Below are 17,032 nucleotides of genomic sequence, written 5' to 3'. Positions count from 1 at the left end.
ACGATGTCCGTAACCTTTCATGATTTAACCCAGGCCGACACGCTGCCGGAAGCCCTGTTTCAACGTACCGAGTCCGATCTCTCTTTCTTTGCTGCGCGCGTCACGCCGATTATTGAGGCGGTTAAAAGCGGAGGGGACGCGGCACTGATCCGCTTCGCCCGCGAATTCGATGGTGTGCAACCGGAACATTTTTCGATTCGCGCTGAACCCGAGGAGTTTGATGCCGCCTTTGCCCGCATGGACCCGGAAGTCATCGAGTCGATTCGTTTTTCGGTGGAGAACGTGCGTAAGTTTCACGAAGCGCAAAAACCGGAAGAGATGTGGCTGAAGGAGATGCAGCCTGGCGTGTTCGCTGGCGATCGTCACGTTCCCATCGATGCGGTCGCGTGCTACGTGCCACGGGGGAAAGGTTCATTCCCCAGCGTGCTGATCATGACCACCATTCCGGCGGTGGTGGCGGGCGTCCCCCGTCCGATCGTCATCACGCCGCCGGGACCGGATGGCAAGGTGGATGATGCCACGCTGGTCGCCGCTAAGTTAGTCGGTATCACCGAGATCTATAAATGTGGCGGCGCACAGGGTGTGGCGGCGGTGGCATACGGCACCGCCAGCGTCCCGAAATGCCTGAAAATTGTCGGTCCCGGCAGCCCGTGGGTGGTGGCAGCAAAACGTCAGTTGACACACCTGATTGATCCGGGTGTGCCTGCGGGTCCGAGTGAAAGCATCATTCTGGCGGATGACAGCGTTGACGGCGCACTGGCAGCATTGGATCTATTGATTGAATCCGAACATGGCCCGGATTCTTCGGCATATCTGGTGACCTCCAGCCGTCGCGTAGCGGAGCAGGCGATTGCCGCGCTGCCGGGCTACTGGGTGCAGCAGACTGAGAAGCGCGCGGAATTTTCCCAGGCGGTGCTATGCGGCACCCACGGCGGGGTGGTGCTGACCAAAGACTTTGCCACGGCGGTTGAGTTTGTGAATCAGTACGCGCCAGAGCATCTGGAAATTCTGGCACGTGAACCGATGGCGGTGATGACGCAGATTCGTAACGCCGGGGAAATCCTGCTCGGGCAGCATACCCCGATTACCCTCGGTAACTTTGTGCTCGGCCCGAACGCGGTGTTACCTACCAACGGCGCGGCTAAAACCGCCGGACCGCTGTCGGTGTTTGACTATATGAAACGCGTCTCGGTAGGATATGTTACCTCGGCGGGCTACGATGCGCTGGCAACCAAAGCCCATCGCTTCGCGCTGTATGAAGGTTTCCCCGGCCACGCGCTGGCGGTGTCCGATCTGCGTAAAACGCTGATGGGAGAAAAGGATGACGGCTGAATCACGGCAACCGCTGGCGGCGCAGGCGCGTACTCTGGCGCGCGCGGGTGACTGGCAGGGCGCGCAAGGCAAACTCACCCAGTTGATCAGTGAAGTGACCGGTGCAGTCGCCAGTGATGTGGCGATCAATCGTGATCAATACAGCCTGAACTCGCTGAACGGTCTGGTCACGCTCGACGGCAGCCGCCGTCTGTTTTTCAAATATCACCACGAAGAGAGCGAAGAACACACCATTGAAGAGTACTACCGTGCCGAGCTGTTGCGCGAGCATGGTTTCGCGGTAGATGTGCCTTGCTATGCCTGTGGCGAGCCGGGACGGCAGATTTTGCTTTACACCCGGCGCGACGATCGGCGACTGGCGGATGTTTGCCGCACGATTGAAGCGGGGGAAGAACCCGCGTTGCAAGCTGCGGTGATTGATGCCCAGCAGCGTGCTGACCGCGATATTCTGCTCAAAACCTTGCCCACGCTGCAACGTGGCAGCGTTGATGAGGTGGTAGCGGAACCGATCCACCAATTGTTCTGGCACCGTCTGATTTCACCGGATGCCCCGGCCGGGCTGGGCGGGCGCGTTCAGCGATTTTATGTCGATAAAGAATTTACCCTGGCGGGTGAAACTCTGTCATGGCAAACCCTAAGTCAGTTGCAGTGGGAGGTCAACGGTGTGCGCTACGGTCACAGCCTGCGCCAGCTGTTTCTCGAAGCCGGGCAATTGCTGGCTCCGGCAGCCCTGGCGCAGCATGGCGTGGTAGTGGCGCATGGCGATGCGCACAACGCCAACGTGTGGTACGACACGCAGGGGACGCAACCGGAACTGGTCAGCTTCGACCCTGCTTTTGCGGGCAGCAGCATACCGGCGCTGTTGGCTGAAGTGAAAGCCACCTTCCATAACATCTTCGCCCATCCGCTGTGGTTATATGAACCGGCGCAGGCTGACAGTCGTTACCACGCAACGGTGGAGCGACGTGGCGATACCTTTCATGTCACCCACGACTGGCAACTGACACCGTTGCGGGCCGCGTTTCTCGCCAGCAAAGGGGAGAATTACTGGCGACCGCTGCTGGCGGCATTACGCGAAAAAGGCTGGCTACCGGGCAACTGGCAGCGGGTAGTGCGCCTGGCGATGTTCTGTTGCCCAACGCTGGTGCTGGATCTGCGCGCGGGCGGCGGTAGCGGTCATACACCGTTAACCTCCTCGCTGGGACTGGCGCTGGCGGTGATGCTGGGGAGTGAAGGGGATGATGATTTCAACCGCTGGATCAACCAACTGGTGTAAGGAGGCGGCATGAAAGCAGTGCGGTTATCAGGTATTGAGCAGTTGAGCGTGGCAGACCTTCCCGTGCCGGTGCTGGTACCGGGGCAGGTGCATCTTCGGGTGCTGGCGGCGGGGATTTGTGGCTCCGACCTGCATAACTATCGTACCGGCAAATGGTTTGCCCATCTGCCGGTCACGCCGGGGCACGAGCTGATGGGCGAGGTGATCGCCTGCGCCCCGGACGTCAGCGACTTTCGTCCCGGTGACCGGGTGGTGGCCGATTCGCGCGTCTGGTGTGGCACGTGTCCGGCCTGTGCCCGGCAACATTACAACCTGTGCGAGAAACTGGGTTTTGTCGGCGAGGTGTGTGACGGCGGCTTCGCCGAGCAGACTCTGCTCCCTGCGCGGGGTTTAATGCGGGTGGCGGATGATTTGCCACCACAGATTGCGGTACTCAGCGAACCGCTCGGCGTCGCGTTGCGGGTGGTTAATCAATTGCAGCTTCCGCCAGGGGCGCGGGTGCGAGTGGCCGGTGGTGGCACCATCGGCGGGCTGGTGGCGTTGCTGCTCCACGAGGTGGCGCAATGCGAGGTACAACTGGTTGAGCCGAATGTGGAACGTTACCAGCGGCTGGCGAACCTGATGCCATTGCAGCACGCTGGTCCGTTTGATTTTGCCGTGGAGGCGACCGGTATCAATGCGGTACTGAGTCAGCTGGTGGAAGACATCAGCAGCGGAGGACGGATTGCTCTAGTGGGACTATTCCATCATTCCGCTGATTTTGATATGAACCGCCTGGTGGAGAGAGAAATCATCCTGGTGGGGTGCAGCGTGTTCCGTGATGAACAACGCCAGGCGCTGGCCCTGCTGCCACAGTTGGCGGATAAACTGGCGACGCTGGTCGCGCCTGCCATCTGTCTTGATGACGTGCCGGACATCTATCCACATTTGATTGCCGGACGCAGCCCGTGGTTAAAAACGGTGATCGTACCATGAAAGGATTAGAACGATTTTCGCTGAAGGGGAAACGCGCGCTGGTGACCGGCAGCTCGCGCGGCATTGGCTTTGCGTTGGCGTCAGGTCTGGCAGCGGCGGGGGCGCAGGTTACGCTCTGCGGACGTGATGCCAGCACGCTGGATACGGCGCTGGCGGCACTGCGTCATGTGGATGCGCAAGCCGAAGCCTGGCCGCTGGATGTGTCGCAACCGCAGGCGATCCGGGATTTCTTTGCCCGCTTGCCGCCGTTTGATGTGGTGATCAACAACGCGGGCACTGAGCAGCTATGCCCGTCGCTGGATGTCGATGAGGCATTGTGGCAACGCATCGTCGATACCAACCTGAAAGGGGCATTCTTCGTCGCTCAGGCTGCCGCACGCGGCATGAGCGGACGCGGTGGGGCGATCCTTAATCTGTGTTCGTTGACCAGCGAGGTGGGTGTGCCCGGTGCCGCCGCCTATGGCGCATCGAAATCAGGGCTGGCGGGGTTAACCCGCACGCTGGCAACTGAATGGGCGTCCCAGGGTATTCGGGTGAACGGTTTAGGGCCGGGCTACTTCAGCACCGACTTGACCGCTGAATTCTATCAGGACCGCGACTGGTGCGAAGCCATGTTGCAAAAAATACCTCTTGGTCGCTTTGGAGAGCTGGATGACCTGATCGGCACGGCGGTGTTTCTCTGCTCCGATGCCTCAAGGTATCTCACCGGACAGGTGATCTATGTCGATGGCGGTTATCTCGCGGCGATTTGATTATATCTAACAGAGGATAACCTGGTCCCGAAGTTACGCCGACTGTGGCTATGTTATCCTGGATCGTGGAGGAGTTGGAACACACTCCAGGCATACCTCCTCTTCCAGAGCATCCAGTCAGGAGGTGACTCGGCCGTCAACTGTGCGGCGCCGTTCTATTCCTGTCTTGTGACGTAATCTTACCAGTCCACGCAGGTGAAGAGTTGCACGAAGTGTTTATGGCGTATGTGTGGCGCAACCGGAACAGAATCTGCATCTGCCTGATAATGGCACGCATTGGTTAGTTGAGCGGTACGAGTGACATCAGCATTTTCTGCCACCCGGCTGAAAGAGAGTAAATTGGAAACAGAAGGGGCGGAGGCCGCCCACGGAGATGAACATACAGAAAACTCGGTAGCACCTGAAAATGCCAATGGCAGCACCACGGTATCAGCTGGCATGACTTCCACCTGAGTTAGAGCATAACAAAAAACATGAACGATTACGAAGGCAAGATTAAAGAACAGACTGCTAATCGGCGGTTTGAAACTCAAAATCTAGGAACGCAAAAAGCCTCAGCGCATATCAATTGAACACCATACGGCTGGGCTGATTAATCTGAGCAGCGGTACTCCTGACGCGGGCCAAAGCATCGCTACCGGTGCATCTGGCTGAGAAATAGGCCGTCAGGATGGCACTTAGGCGAGAAGCTGATACCTCGCTGGTAAAGGAGCAATGAAAGATGAAGCCTATGCTGACCGTGCTGCTGGTAAACACCTCATTTATAGAAACGCTGCTGACCAAAGAGTAGGGCGCATTGTATTACCTTAATAAATGAGGCCAATTGCTACTTAAGGCAGCCAGAACTGTTTGTTAGAGTACGTAAAGTAATCAGGGCACAGCCTGCGATACCCAGATGAAAGTATTGCGGGCGCAGATACCTAAAAACGGGGCAGGTAAAATTTGCAGTGACACGGGCACCCCTCACCGTCTGAAACCACACTGACAGAAACCGATACATTACGCATCAAATGATTAATTCTCCGGCCCGTAGCACAGGCATGATGGCCCCCTTTATCTGTCGGAGCATATTATGGCAGGGCGAATTTTTTATGCAAAAATACGGGGGATGATCATTGCTTTTGCCGGATGCATGCTCGTCACAGGTGCACTTTTCACAGACATATTTGTCCTGGCTGATGAGGTGAAGGAAAGTTCGGTGACTGAAATCATGCAGGAGCTGATATTACTAACCATCGCATCATTGTTGATGCGCCGGGCTGTGGAAGATAAAGCCCACCGCCCGGCCCTTATCCTTATGGCTGGTTTTTTTATCGTGCTTCTCATCCGGGAACTGGATTTTGCTTTTGATCTGCTGGCACATGGCAGTTGGCTCTGGTTTGCCCTTGCCGTATCGTTTTACTCATTATACCAGGCATTTCGGCACGGTCAGCAGACGCTGGCCGGCCTGATCGATTTCATGTGTCGTCCGCCATGGGGAATGATGTGCGCGGGTATGCTAACGGTACTGATCTTCTCTCGTTTTTTTGGTATGGATGAACTTTGGAGGCAGATTGCCGGAGAGAGCTACCCCAGGGTGGTAAAAAATCTCGCCGAAGAGGGGACCGAGCTGTTTGGATATATGCTCTGCCTACTGTCCACTCATGATTATCTGCGGGAACTGAAGACAGATGACCTGCCTCAACCCCGCGGTCATCTGTACGGAGGCACGGACCGGTGAGGCCTTTCCGTGGTTCCCGTAACCGGTCGGGAAATGCTGAAATGGTGGTGACGTCAGGTCAGTGATCGTATTCCACTGCCACTACCGCCCTGTGTCGTACTCCCGATTATAGTGCGAGATCTTGAGGGGCCCCGTGAGGTAAAAATCTATGGTCCCTACCATTTTGCAACACTGATTGTTGATTGATGTTGGCTGTTTAAATCTATCTGGCGTCATTTTAGGCATGGATGCCCGCGCCTCGAGGTGTTCCGTACCTGAATAGCTTGAAAAGCTGCACGGTTTCAGAGAGCCATTTTTTATGGTAGGTGTTCAGCAGGTCGATACGCCGTTCATATCACCAATATTCAGTCTTCGCAAAACCAGATTGGGAACTACTTTTATTAACAATTGCCCCGTCAGTTAAACGACTTAACCGTTTCCTTTCGAACACGGTTTGCTGGGTCGTTATTGCCCAGACTATCCGGGCAATTTTATTAGCCAGTGCACAGGCGACAACATTCGAGTGCTTTCGCTCATACTGAGTTTTTACCCAATCAGCCAAACTTCCTGGCTGATGCACGATTTTCAGGATAAACACCCTGGCGCACTGAACCAGTAAACGTCGCAAATCTTTATCTCCGTGTTTACTTATTACCAGAGGCGTATTCCTGCCATTCGTGTACTACTGGTGCATTGCTTACCATCGAGCAGCAGTGATGATAAAACGCTGGCGGTTATTGGCCCCAGCCCTGTATTTTCTTAAGACGCTGCCCCGTGGCATCATGCTCAGTTTCTGTTCCAGCTCTGTTTCCAGTCAGCGATCTGTTCTGTCAGGTAGAGATAGTGCGCGTGTAAACACATCAGCAACTACGCAAGATAGGCCGGAAGTTCCATTCTCAGCCAGCACTATTGAAAGCTTTCTTATGACAGCAATGCCGACTGCCATGCTGATGCCAAATTCCAGTAAAAAAGCATGCATCTGGTTCGTTGTTTAACCCTGTCCCGGACCAGTGATCTTTTGACCCGATGCAGCGGGGGAATAGCCAGTTGCGCCTCGGTTCTGGGGTATCCAAATCGCATGTAGAGACGGGATGCGGGTATCACAGATAGCTTTAGCATCAACACAATCATTCTTGTTGCTTTTTAAAAAAGGGCGAGTCAACTTCGGAGAAATCAACTTAACCTCATGCCCGAAAGCAGCAAATTAGCGAGCCATGAAGAGAACACCGGCGCAGGCTCCCACCACGCAAGTTGCTGATGGTAATTCCGCCAACAACTCCAACAGTTTGGTGTGGAAGAACTTTTTACGCAGCAGGGTTTTACCTGATTTAATTTGGCAGAGGACATGGAAGGAATGCTAGCCAAGATCGATGCCAATAACCGAAACGTTTTGCATAATGGTTTTCTCCATAGCAGATACCCCCACTCAGTGTAGCGCTTACAGGGTGGTAAGGACCATCTCATTAACCATTCTAAGCAGAGTCATCAATTTTAATACGATTCAGCCTCAAGTGACCAAACCCTACATATGGAACCGCCTTTATGGCTCAAATATTGATCCTTATAAGACTAAATATTTCATACAGTTAACTGACTAACGTAGTTTTTCACATGTTTGGCCCTCGTCATTGCGTGTGACGCATTGGGGTTTCCTGATTGGTGATCCCTCCCCAAGCATAAGAAATCGCCAGCTTGTGACACTGATATCCAAGTTTAATAACCACCTTACCTACTAAGCTCCACTGGGATGTCATCCTATCGTGTGGGCCATGCCGTGGAGAGCATCGGCTGTGTCATCTACCATCCTTTATAAACCTTTTCAGATACAAGCCAGTCGGTGGAGTGCATTCGTGGGGAGATTACGGTTTCTGTGGGTGCGATGGCATTGAGTGACTCCGCCGGGAATCTTGATGTGATGCTTCGCCGGGAGGATTATGCTCTCTATGGGCCAAAAGGGCAGTGCATATTTGGTGATTGTCACTGAATATTGGGTATCAGGCGATTCGAACCGTCCGCCTGACAACGTGCATCATCGTATGATTAGCACTGCCTCCGCAGCTTCCAGGATAGCCACATGTCAAGTTCCTCCTCCGGCAGCGGCCGGGAGTAGAAAAAGCCTTGTGCCTGGTCGCAGCCGTATTCCGTAAGCGCCGTGACGGTCTCGGCATTTTCCACACCTTCGGCAAGGACTGTGTAGTCCAGCTCTTTAAGCATGGTAATAATACTCCGCGCGATGATACGTGAGGCAGTATCGGATGATATTTCACTAATGAGCGTCCTGTCGAGCTTGATGACATCCAGAGGCATGCGACGCAGGTAGCTGATGTTGCTGTAGCCGGTACCAAAATCGTCCAGTGAGATGCCAAAGCCGCGTAGCCTGAGCATTTCGAGTCCTTCCATGGCAGCGGGACTCTCAAGAATGCGCTCGGTCTCTAGGCATTCAATGCCAAGTAATGAGGTGGGCAGTTTTGCCTTTATCATCTTGGCTTCCAGCGCGTCGGCAAAACCCTCGCGGGAAAAATCGCGGCAGCTGATATTGATGGTCACTGGCAGCTGGAGGCAGCTACTGCGCAGGCGGGCAAGCCTGCTTATAGCGCGGTCCGTCACCCAGGTCGTCAGCGCGCTGAGTAGTTCGGTCTGTTCAGCCAGCGGTACAAATAGTGTCGGGGAGAGTTCACCTCGCTGCGGATGACGCCAGCGTATAAGTGCCTCCAGGCCGACGGGGCTTCCGCTGTGCAGACAGATTTTGGGCTGGAAAGCGAGCCAAAGGCCCTTATTCTCCCGCAGGGCAGTTGCCAGGTCATTCATCAGGGTGAAATCCCGAGTGTGGCGCGCATCGGCGGCCTGGCTGAAATGCATGGAAGGTATCCCGCGCCCGATGGCCTCGTGCAGGGCGCTCACTGCACGGCGCAACGTCTCCTGCGCCGGAATGTCTCCGGTCATAATGGCCACTTCCCCTGTGTGCGTGGTGAGCGCGACGGCGATACCATCACCCAGATCTGCGCTGATACCTTCCAGCCGGCCTGCGACCCAGTCCGCGTTGAGCCGGCTGTTGTCATGTGTCAGTAACGCAAAGCGGCCGGTGGCGACGGTGTAAAGCATGTCACCGGTCGCCGGGCGCAGGCGCAGCGGAAGCAGAGTGGCCACGTCTTTAAGCAGACTCTCCACAGGACCCATACCCATCGAGCGGGCGAGTTCGTAGGCACGTGGCATGTCGATGCAGTCAATCAGGACCAGCCTGCGCGGCGTGTTGTCTCCCGATGCGGTCAGAAACTGCAGGTCGCGGATGAGACGCTGCCGATTGGGCAAACCTGTTACCGGATCGGTAAAGCCGGCCGAGTGCCATGCCTCCAGAAACGACACCACCAGCGCGGACAGTAGCTTCAGTGTGGTCACTTGGTCGGCGCTAAACGGGTGCGGTTCAGTGTCTGTCACACACAGCGTGCCGAGAACGATACCCTCGCGGTTTTTTAGAGGCACTCCGGCGTAAAAACGAATGTAGGGCGCGCCCGTGATAAGTGGGTGCGTGACAAAACGGGCGTCCTGCCAGGTATCGGGTACCACCACCGAGCAGTCGCTGTCCACAGCAAGTCGGCAGAGAGAGTCTTCGCGCGAGGACTGCGTAAGGGCGAAGTTGTAAGCCGCCTGCACGTGCTGGTGCTCGTCGTCCAGTACGGAGATAAAGCTGCCAGGGATGCCTAGCGCCTGGCTGGCCAGCCGGACAAACTTGCGTAGTACGTCGTCGCGGCTCTCATCTGGGCTGCGCAGCGCCTTCAGCGCCCTCGTGCGGCGTTCATTGTCGCCGGAGAGATTCATTAACATAGGTTCCTCCGCGCCGGCCTGGTTCCGATGCGAAATTAAAAAGAAAAATGTACGGTATTAAACCGTAACGACCCACAATGGCTGCGAAAGGAAAAAGCGATTAAAGCGTTTTTATGCCGCTCATAATAGGCGGAGTCTGGGCTAATGTCATTTTTATTTTCTTCAGTGAATTAATTCATGCACGACGATTATTTTATTTTATCGAAAAAATATTTTATTTTTTACGTTTTGTAGAACTAATTACCCTAAACTTCGCACATAAGTTAATAACGCGCGTCATTAATATAAATGATAATGTGTATTGTTAATAAAGAATAACAATACCGGGGAAAAACTTATGCAGTTACTGAAGCAGTTTACTTTACGCCGCGTCATGCTCTGGATGATGATTGTCTGGGGGCTATAGCGATCTGACGCTGCGATACTTGTACCGCCATCCTGACCGCGATACCGCACTGACGCAGCAGCTGATCTTCCTATCCCGCTCGGTGCGCATGACGCAGGACGGCATCTAGTCGGATAAAAATGTGTCAATCATGGCTGACCGACACTGGCATGAGATCATCCTCATTACAGCATTGCTGGCCTCTTGCGCGCTACTGGCATTCTGCAACTGCTACCTGCTGATGCACTTTGTCCGTCCAGTCGCGAAAATCCGTGCACACCTGAAGAAAATTGCGGACGGCGACCTCGCGCGCGAACTGGAAGAACCGGGACGTAACTGAGTCGGGCAGACGGTGCCGCTGCTCAGGGAGATGCAGCAGATCTGGCATGGCTCAATGCAGACGCTCCGAAATAACGCGGTCATCCTTACTACCGCGAGGCCTTTGAAATTGCAACAGGTAACACAGATCTGTCGGGCTGTACGTCGACACAGGCGGTGCAGGAGCATAGCACGGCCAATATGGAGGAATGTAGTGTTCCGGTTATTTAGGACTACATAAGCGGTTTTTTGCATTTGTCCTACTTTTTCAATGCGCGATAGCTTACTGTTATACTAATACGGTCTCATTCGGTTGTAATGTCCACTCAGAGAACAAGCCATGTCTTTTACAGCATCGCCCAAGGTGGCATAGCCATAAAGGGGCAGCCATTTCGTTTCAGATTACGGACAGGCGTTCCGCTACTGCGTCATTTCAACAGTTCTCCTGCCGGATCATGCGGCATGTTATCCCGTAACGGCTGGCTGTCGATCATCAGGAAAGGCTGTTGTACTGCACACCCTGATTTGAGTGAAACAGGAGTCCAGACGGACGTCCACGTCTGTCCCATGCTAATGTCAGTATGTCCCTGGCGAGCCAGCTCCCGCTATCCGAGAGAAGGCCCGCCAAAGGCTTTATGTACATTAAGATCCCGTGCAACTACAAGTTAGAGTCATCCTTTTGCCGTTCTGATAAAGGTTATGTCTACATCCCACAAGCTGCCGCATGCGGCAAGACATTGTAACGGCTGGAGTGTCTTTGTCCGGTTAAGACGCTGGTGGTGCCGGCAGAGAAAAGAGGCCGAGTGATCCTCAGGCATCAGGAGAGTGAGGCCCGCGGTGGCGGATTATTCTTTAGCCACGCGCGCACGCGCTCAACATCCGGACCCGCCTCTCGCACGGCTCGGGTGAGGCGCTCCTGTGTGGTGTGCAATTCCAGGGTCCAAAACGTTATCTGCCACTGCTCGCGGATATCGACTCGGCTGAGGTCTTCAGGCACGCGGCGTTGAATATAATCACGGTGTTTCATCAGGTTATCCTTTTATTCGGTACAGGGTAAGGCGGATTATTTGCGTTACCGCCTACAGTCCCTTTACATCCTGAAGAATAACTAGGCCAAAAATAGCGGAATAATCTCTCTGTCAGGGTTTTGAAAAAAAAAGAGAGAATTCCTGGATGGAAAGATATCTGGGCCTCCGTTGGGGGACGTTCTGCCATTAGGGGAAATTCGGTTTGAAATTTTTTAATTCCTGCAGTCACGACCGTGCCAGGCACGGGCAGTACTTCAGTGTGGAGTTAAAATAAATGCGCGAATGTCATCTTAACGGAGGCTAGGTGCACGATCGTTTATTCTGTGGATTCCGAGGTCTCATCTGTTCAGGTAGTATCTTCTTGGAAAACAACTATTACAGCGGGCCGTCGTGGTGCTATTCGTGTTTTCCTTTTCCCACGGATTTTGCCTGTTGCATGCGGTAGGGGGGGTTACCTCCAAAAAATCCAGTATTTATGAATAACAGCGATCTCAAGAGAGCTAAGGCAGGGGCTTTCAACGCTAACTGCTGCGGGCAATTTTATTTATCCACTGCTTCTGCCGGAAACTACACTATAATAACAGTGAGCAACGTAGCGGCAGGGAAGCCTCAGCACAGGATTTTCTGCCTGCCCGGGTTCGCCCGGGCCTTTTTTGCTTACTCATCCCCGATTCCGCCTTATCCGGGTGTCAGAAGACTCTTTCCGCCAGAGACGATATTTGGCTTCCTCGCAACCATTGTTCTTTCCTTGCTGACGCAGTTGAACGCTCCGGCCGTGACTGTGGCGAGTGTTTCCGACAGTCGTAAAAGGCGGGTAATTATTTCCGGTCAGTTATTGTGCGGAACAGAGACGGCGTTCTATGCTGTCAGTAACAATAATGAAAAACTCTGGGGTCTTTATGGACGGGCGCACTTCTCCCGGACAATTTCTGGCTTATCTAATGGCAGAGCAGGATATTTCCGTAGAGTTATTCTGCCGGCTTGCCGGGCTTGATAATGCCGCAGTGTGGAGCTTATTGAGCGACCAGTTGCCGGTCACGCAGGAGGTAGCAGACAGGCTGGGGAAAGTGTTCCATTCACCTGGATTCTGGCTTATCCGGCAGGCAATGTGGGAACTGAAGCAGCCTGCCGCAGATGATTTGCGGGACTGAATGGTGTGGTCATTTCTCCCGGGAGTGATAATTCCGGACAATATAGAACTGGCTTTTAACCATCCAGCACTGGGAATTAAATAAACTGTGCGCTCCCGAAGGCTCTCTGCTCTAGCAGCTTTTCGTCACATGCTTGCATTGCCTCGCCATCGAATTATTATTCTCCTGCTATTCACTATGGCATGAACGTCTTAATGCACATACCTTGCCCCTTTAGACACTTCGAAAGCCCCTGGGGGCTTTTTTATAACCGGCGAGAGCAGACTTATATGTTAGACTCCATTGTTTGGTCCCCTCTCAATCGCAATCCAGCCGTGGAACAGATGTAGCGGACTGCTTCCATCCTGCGTCAGGGTTTAATTTGATTTAAATCGATATTATTATTCGCGCAATGCGGTGAATCCCACTGTGCGTAGGGACCAAGTCACGACAAGTAATTGAGCTTGGTCATAGGCGGATAGGGTTGTGACTTCTCCCTTTTCACCGGGGGTACCCGGCACCGTTCATCACTTGTTCTAAAATTGTACTATGCTGGAACGAATCCCACTTAGCGTAGGGGCATAACAACCATGAAAGCACACGTGCGGGTCACTGTTGGTTGTGCAAAGGCTCACCGGGAGGCACCCGGCGTTCCAGCGCCATTAAGGCATCAGGGGCTTTAATTAAGTGTTACTAAAGTATAATCTGGCGCTAATGCGGTGAATCCTGCTTAGTGGCAGGGCAGCAGCAAACGTTCCGGAAGAACTGTCTGAGCATGCGGGTAAATGGGCTGCGCTTTACTCATCGGTTAACGCCCGGCACTGCAGACATAACCATAATTTTCAGCAAACCTAAAGGCTCGCTTCGGTGGGCCTTTCTTCTATTCTAAAAAACCTGCGAACTTGCGGGTTTGCTGCATTCACGGGCAGCCAAGTCCAAGCTTATTTCATTATATTTAAATTGGGGCTGGACGGAGGCGTGCAAAATGTGTTTTGCGCGCCTGCCGTCAGCAGACAAGCCTGGTGTGAAATCGTCTTAGGCGCGTCAGCGAACGATTTTCATCCAGGGAAACATCTCTCCTGCGGTCATTGCTCCAGAATCGCCAAAATGAACATGGATATGGTCATGAGATATGCCATCACATGTAGCAGTGAACGGAGCTTTTACTGTATACAGCTCAATATTCTTACCATGTCGAATTTCCTGTGGTGCGAAATAGCTATCTACTTCGCAATGCAGCGGAAAATCGCCTTGTTTGGCATGGCAGTGCTGACAGTGATTCATCCAGTAGCGACTGTCTGTGGTTTTACTGTAATCCCTGGACAGATAGTGTCTGACTTGTCCAAGCTGAGATAAAACTTCCCGGGGTATGTCGTCAATATAAAAAATGAATGCCGGTTTTTTCTGTACCAGCCAATATGCCTGCAGAGCGTCCGAATTTGGTTTATCTTCATCAGATTCATCCTCATCCGCTTCTAATGTCTCATGCCCCTCAGGCAGAAGTATTGAGGTGAATAACGTATCCTCTTTGCATTTCCAGCATATACCGATTGTTTGTGCAATGAACCAGTATGATGCACGAAAATTTCTGAATGGTATCCACTTTTTAAAGGGAGCCGATGCTATTCCTTCGGGAATAAACCATGTTTTCTTTTCGGGATCCCAGCGACCACTCAGCCGTTTAACATCCTCTCTTTCATCAAATGGAACATTCAGGTCGGTTCTTGACATTTGTACTCCTTGTTCAACCTTCGTAGATTTAAACCGCAGGTGCTTATTTTTATAGTAGATATTGATATCAAAAGGATCTGTTACGACGGCAGAGCACACTAATCATTTCAGATTTCACATGAGTGATTAAAAACTGCCGTTTTCCTGATCGTACTTGATCCTTGCGGAGTCAAGTTCAGGGAAATTAATCTCGGCCCAGCGGTCAAGAGCTTTGAGTGTGCTGACAAGTGACTCAGCCACACCAGTCAGGCTGTATTCCACGCAGGCGGGTTTTTCACCGTAGTCGACTCTTGACACCAGTCCATGTCGTTCGAGTTGTCGCAGCGTCTGGGTAAGAACTTTTTGTGAGATGCCCTCTATTTTTCTCATCAATTCTCCGTTGCGTATCGGGCCTTCTTCCAGGGCAGGGAGTATGAGCATTACCCATTTGCCCGAGATAAGCGCCAGCGCATCCCGGGCTGCACACTTGGCTGAATAAACGTTTCCTGGATATGCCATGGGTGGTTACCTCAAGGTGCGTAATTGAAGGAAAAAATAAAAGAAAACATTATAACGATGAACAGTCGTTACGGAGGATCATTATGAATGTACTGATTATCATTGCTCATCCTGAAGCAGACTCATTTAACTCATATCTTGCATCTAAAGCCGGCAGAAGATTTGAAAAACAGGGCTCACTCGTTCATTCAGTCAATTTATACAGTGAAAACTTCGAACCGCGAGAGGGGCAAATTTTTTACCCTGACAGGCAGGATGTTGAAAGGTTTGATGCCCTGCGGGAGCACAGGTACCACTGGAACGCGCATAGGCTGCCTGAAGATGTTACGAGACATATTGAATTACTGAAAAACTCGGACCTGTTACTGCTGCATTTTCCCTTCTGGTGGTTTGCGATGCCGGCAATCCTGAAAGGCTGGATGGACCGGGTATTTGTTTATGGCGGGATTTATGACAGCAGCCACCGCCATCAAAATGGTGTGATGAAGGGTAAGCGGGCTTTACTGACGGTATCCGCCGGTGCTTCTGCAAATGCCTGCGCGTATAACGGACGTGATGGTGACATGCGTTTAATGTTATGGCCACCTATACATGCCCCCACTATATAGGTTTCACCATGCTCGAACCCTACCTGATCCATGGAGTTCTCGGTGGACTTGATGGATTAGCAAAAGAAAAACAACAGCAGTTTCTCAATGAAAAAGTAAAAGACTTCGAAAGCAGGCTCATGAATATCAATGAAGGGCCCATTATCCCCTTCAACAGAGAAGAGGATTTCAATGATGATAAAACATTAAAACCTCAGGCACCTGAATTCAGCCCGTTTGTACGACACAACCCGTATAAATGGGACGCTGATTCATTTTGAAAGGTTGCCTGCCAGCTCCACATTACCGCCTCACCTTAAGAGAAGGGAGGTGCTCATTTCATTATATTCAACCTTTCGCACGTTCTGTTGAACACTTCCAAAGGTTCCTGCGAAAGCATATTAAAAGGCCCAGGTTATCAGTTTAGCTATAACGTTGGTGTTATTAGAAAAAGAGACGGTAACTGGCCTAGAAATCTCAAAATAATTAAGTAACTGAAATATTTAATCTACAGAGTTTAAGTCATTTCTACAGTGACTTATGAAAAAAACATATAGAGTTGTGAATTGTCATTATTTTGTTGAATTTTTAGGTGATTGAAATGAAGAAATTAACAAGCTTACATTGATTGCATCGGCGAACTGGCCGTGATAGATATTTTTGACTCAGTTGAGCATGTGCCGATTGAGACAATCGATACACCCGAACAACTGACTCAGTAACTTAAATTGTTAATTTAGCAAAGTTGTTTCAGTGATAAAGTGTTGAGCATGGCTTTTGAAATTATGGCAGAAAAATCGGTATCGGGACTGGTTGCTGATATGGCTGTCAATTTTTATGAGGTTTTATCGCTAGGGTGCAGTTATGAGTGCGCATAGAATATCAGGTTAACCGGTAGAGTGTAATAAGAAAATACTCTGGTAATTATATACTAATTATAATATTTTCGCGCTTAAGTCACACTTCTGATAAAAGATGCATTCTTCATTTAGTACCACAACTACACTAATGATTCCCCAGTTACGGTTTTGGAGGTAGATATGACTGATCGTAATGACAAGCATGTTAAAGATGGTAAGGACTCAGAGCATGGGAAGCTACCGGCAGGAAATAAAGGAGCTGGCAGAAACAAAGACACAAGTAAACAGAAAGGGAATAAATAATTTTTACCGCCCGGTCCACCTCGGGCGGTTTTTTATTTATTGAAAACAGGAGTGAAATTTATTTCAAATCGCTTAGACGATCTAATTTGAAAAGAAACATGTCACCAATATATTTTTCATTTTTTGCGCTTAGGTCACGATGTAACAATTTACTTAAAAAAGATATAGTTTCACGCCCAAACTATCTAACACCAACTAAGTCAATTGGAGGTTAACATGTCGCAGCATCCGGATCCAGACGAAGTATTACCTACCCCTGATGACGATTTACCTGGGCGTGATGATGAAGTTCCCGGCGGAGATAAGGACATTCCACCAGATAGGGATCCTGGTCCT

Annotated in this window: 16 protein-coding genes and 1 pseudogene; 11 read left to right on the top strand and 6 right to left on the bottom strand. The window is 51.7% G+C overall.

Features of this window, described 5'->3' with window-relative positions:
• Positions 1 to 3: 3 nt before the first annotated feature.
• Genes hisD through PAT9B_RS24830 form a run of 4 tightly spaced genes read left to right on the top strand, consistent with a single transcriptional unit; the run spans position 4 to position 4,335 of the window.
• Complete coding sequence (gene hisD / locus PAT9B_RS24845) at positions 4 to 1,332, top strand: histidinol dehydrogenase (protein WP_013512055.1); 1,329 nt, start codon at positions 4 to 6, stop codon at positions 1,330 to 1,332.
• On the top strand, positions 1,322 to 2,608 hold the full coding sequence (locus tag PAT9B_RS24840; RefSeq protein ID WP_013512054.1) for a hypothetical protein: 1,287 nt from the start codon (positions 1,322 to 1,324) through the stop codon (positions 2,606 to 2,608). The genes hisD and PAT9B_RS24840 overlap by 11 nt, the downstream gene beginning before the upstream one ends.
• Before the next feature lie 9 nt (positions 2,609 to 2,617).
• Positions 2,618 to 3,583 carry a zinc-binding dehydrogenase gene (locus PAT9B_RS24835; protein WP_013512053.1) on the top strand — a complete coding sequence of 322 codons (966 nt, stop codon included), beginning with the start codon at positions 2,618 to 2,620 and terminating at the stop codon, positions 3,581 to 3,583.
• A complete protein-coding gene (locus tag PAT9B_RS24830) occupies positions 3,580 to 4,335 on the top strand; it encodes an SDR family NAD(P)-dependent oxidoreductase (protein ID WP_041526159.1) in 756 nt (251 codons plus the stop codon). The genes PAT9B_RS24835 and PAT9B_RS24830 overlap by 4 nt, the downstream gene beginning before the upstream one ends.
• A 179-nt stretch (positions 4,336 to 4,514) precedes the next feature.
• Here PAT9B_RS24830 and PAT9B_RS30730 read toward each other — a convergent pair whose 3' ends face one another.
• Positions 4,515 to 4,775 (bottom strand): hypothetical protein, encoded by a 261-nt coding sequence (locus PAT9B_RS30730; RefSeq protein WP_150105867.1) that lies wholly within the window; start codon positions 4,773 to 4,775, stop codon positions 4,515 to 4,517.
• Positions 4,776 to 5,407: 632 nt separating this feature from the next.
• Here PAT9B_RS30730 and PAT9B_RS24825 point away from each other — a divergent pair.
• Entirely contained in the window at positions 5,408 to 6,055 is a 648-nt protein-coding gene (locus PAT9B_RS24825) for a hypothetical protein (protein ID WP_013512051.1), read from the top strand.
• A 424-nt stretch (positions 6,056 to 6,479) separates the two neighbouring features.
• On the opposite strand, the pseudogene PAT9B_RS30400 reads toward PAT9B_RS24825, so the two are convergent.
• Positions 6,480 to 7,430: pseudogene (locus PAT9B_RS30400) on the bottom strand (IS110 family transposase); the annotation flags it as partial.
• A 644-nt stretch (positions 7,431 to 8,074) separates the two neighbouring features.
• Positions 8,075 to 9,856 carry a sensor domain-containing phosphodiesterase gene (locus PAT9B_RS24820; protein ID WP_013512050.1) on the bottom strand — a complete coding sequence of 594 codons (1,782 nt, stop codon included), beginning with the start codon at positions 9,854 to 9,856 and terminating at the stop codon, positions 8,075 to 8,077.
• Positions 9,857 to 10,245: 389 nt separating this feature from the next.
• Here PAT9B_RS24820 and PAT9B_RS31420 point away from each other — a divergent pair, with 389 nt between their 5' ends.
• Entirely contained in the window at positions 10,246 to 10,371 is a 126-nt protein-coding gene (locus tag PAT9B_RS31420; RefSeq protein WP_255360079.1) for a hypothetical protein, read from the top strand.
• 21 nt (positions 10,372 to 10,392) lie between these two features.
• Entirely contained in the window at positions 10,393 to 10,581 is a 189-nt protein-coding gene (locus tag PAT9B_RS29475; RefSeq protein ID WP_049792235.1) for a HAMP domain-containing protein, read from the top strand.
• Positions 10,582 to 11,376: 795 nt separating this feature from the next.
• Here PAT9B_RS29475 and PAT9B_RS24810 read toward each other — a convergent pair.
• Positions 11,377 to 11,586, bottom strand: a complete 210-nt coding sequence (locus tag PAT9B_RS24810) for a DUF3606 domain-containing protein (RefSeq protein ID WP_013512049.1) — start codon at positions 11,584 to 11,586, stop codon at positions 11,377 to 11,379.
• An 861-nt stretch (positions 11,587 to 12,447) separates the two neighbouring features.
• Between PAT9B_RS24810 and PAT9B_RS24805 the strand changes: the two genes are divergently transcribed.
• A complete protein-coding gene (locus PAT9B_RS24805) occupies positions 12,448 to 12,738 on the top strand; it encodes an XRE family transcriptional regulator (protein WP_013512048.1) in 291 nt (96 codons plus the stop codon).
• 1,023 nt (positions 12,739 to 13,761) lie between these two features.
• Here PAT9B_RS24805 and PAT9B_RS24800 read toward each other — a convergent pair.
• Both PAT9B_RS24800 and PAT9B_RS24795 read right to left on the bottom strand, forming a co-directional pair.
• Complete coding sequence (locus PAT9B_RS24800; protein WP_013512047.1) at positions 13,762 to 14,448, bottom strand: DUF5710 domain-containing protein; 687 nt, start codon at positions 14,446 to 14,448, stop codon at positions 13,762 to 13,764.
• Between the two features lie 126 nt (positions 14,449 to 14,574).
• Positions 14,575 to 14,946, bottom strand: coding sequence for a helix-turn-helix domain-containing protein (locus PAT9B_RS24795; protein WP_013512046.1), 372 nt, complete (start codon positions 14,944 to 14,946; stop codon positions 14,575 to 14,577).
• An 83-nt stretch (positions 14,947 to 15,029) separates the two neighbouring features.
• On the opposite strand from PAT9B_RS24795, the gene PAT9B_RS24790 reads away from it, so the two are divergent.
• The 3 genes from PAT9B_RS24790 (at position 15,030) to PAT9B_RS31415 (ending at position 16,696) form a co-directional block, all read left to right on the top strand.
• Positions 15,030 to 15,554, top strand: a complete 525-nt coding sequence (locus PAT9B_RS24790; protein WP_013512045.1) for an NAD(P)H-dependent oxidoreductase — start codon at positions 15,030 to 15,032, stop codon at positions 15,552 to 15,554.
• Between the two features lie 8 nt (positions 15,555 to 15,562).
• On the top strand, positions 15,563 to 15,814 hold the full coding sequence (locus PAT9B_RS31230; protein WP_013512044.1) for a hypothetical protein: 252 nt from the start codon (positions 15,563 to 15,565) through the stop codon (positions 15,812 to 15,814).
• A 759-nt stretch (positions 15,815 to 16,573) separates the two neighbouring features.
• Complete coding sequence (locus tag PAT9B_RS31415) at positions 16,574 to 16,696, top strand: hypothetical protein (RefSeq protein WP_255360078.1); 123 nt, start codon at positions 16,574 to 16,576, stop codon at positions 16,694 to 16,696.
• Positions 16,697 to 17,032: the final 336 nt, after the last annotated feature.

It is taken from the genome of Pantoea sp. At-9b, assembly GCF_000175935.2.
Classification (GTDB): Bacteria; Pseudomonadota; Gammaproteobacteria; order Enterobacterales; family Enterobacteriaceae; genus Pantoea.
Note: the sequence above shows the minus strand (reverse complement) of the source record. Positions and strands in the feature narration are given on the sequence as shown.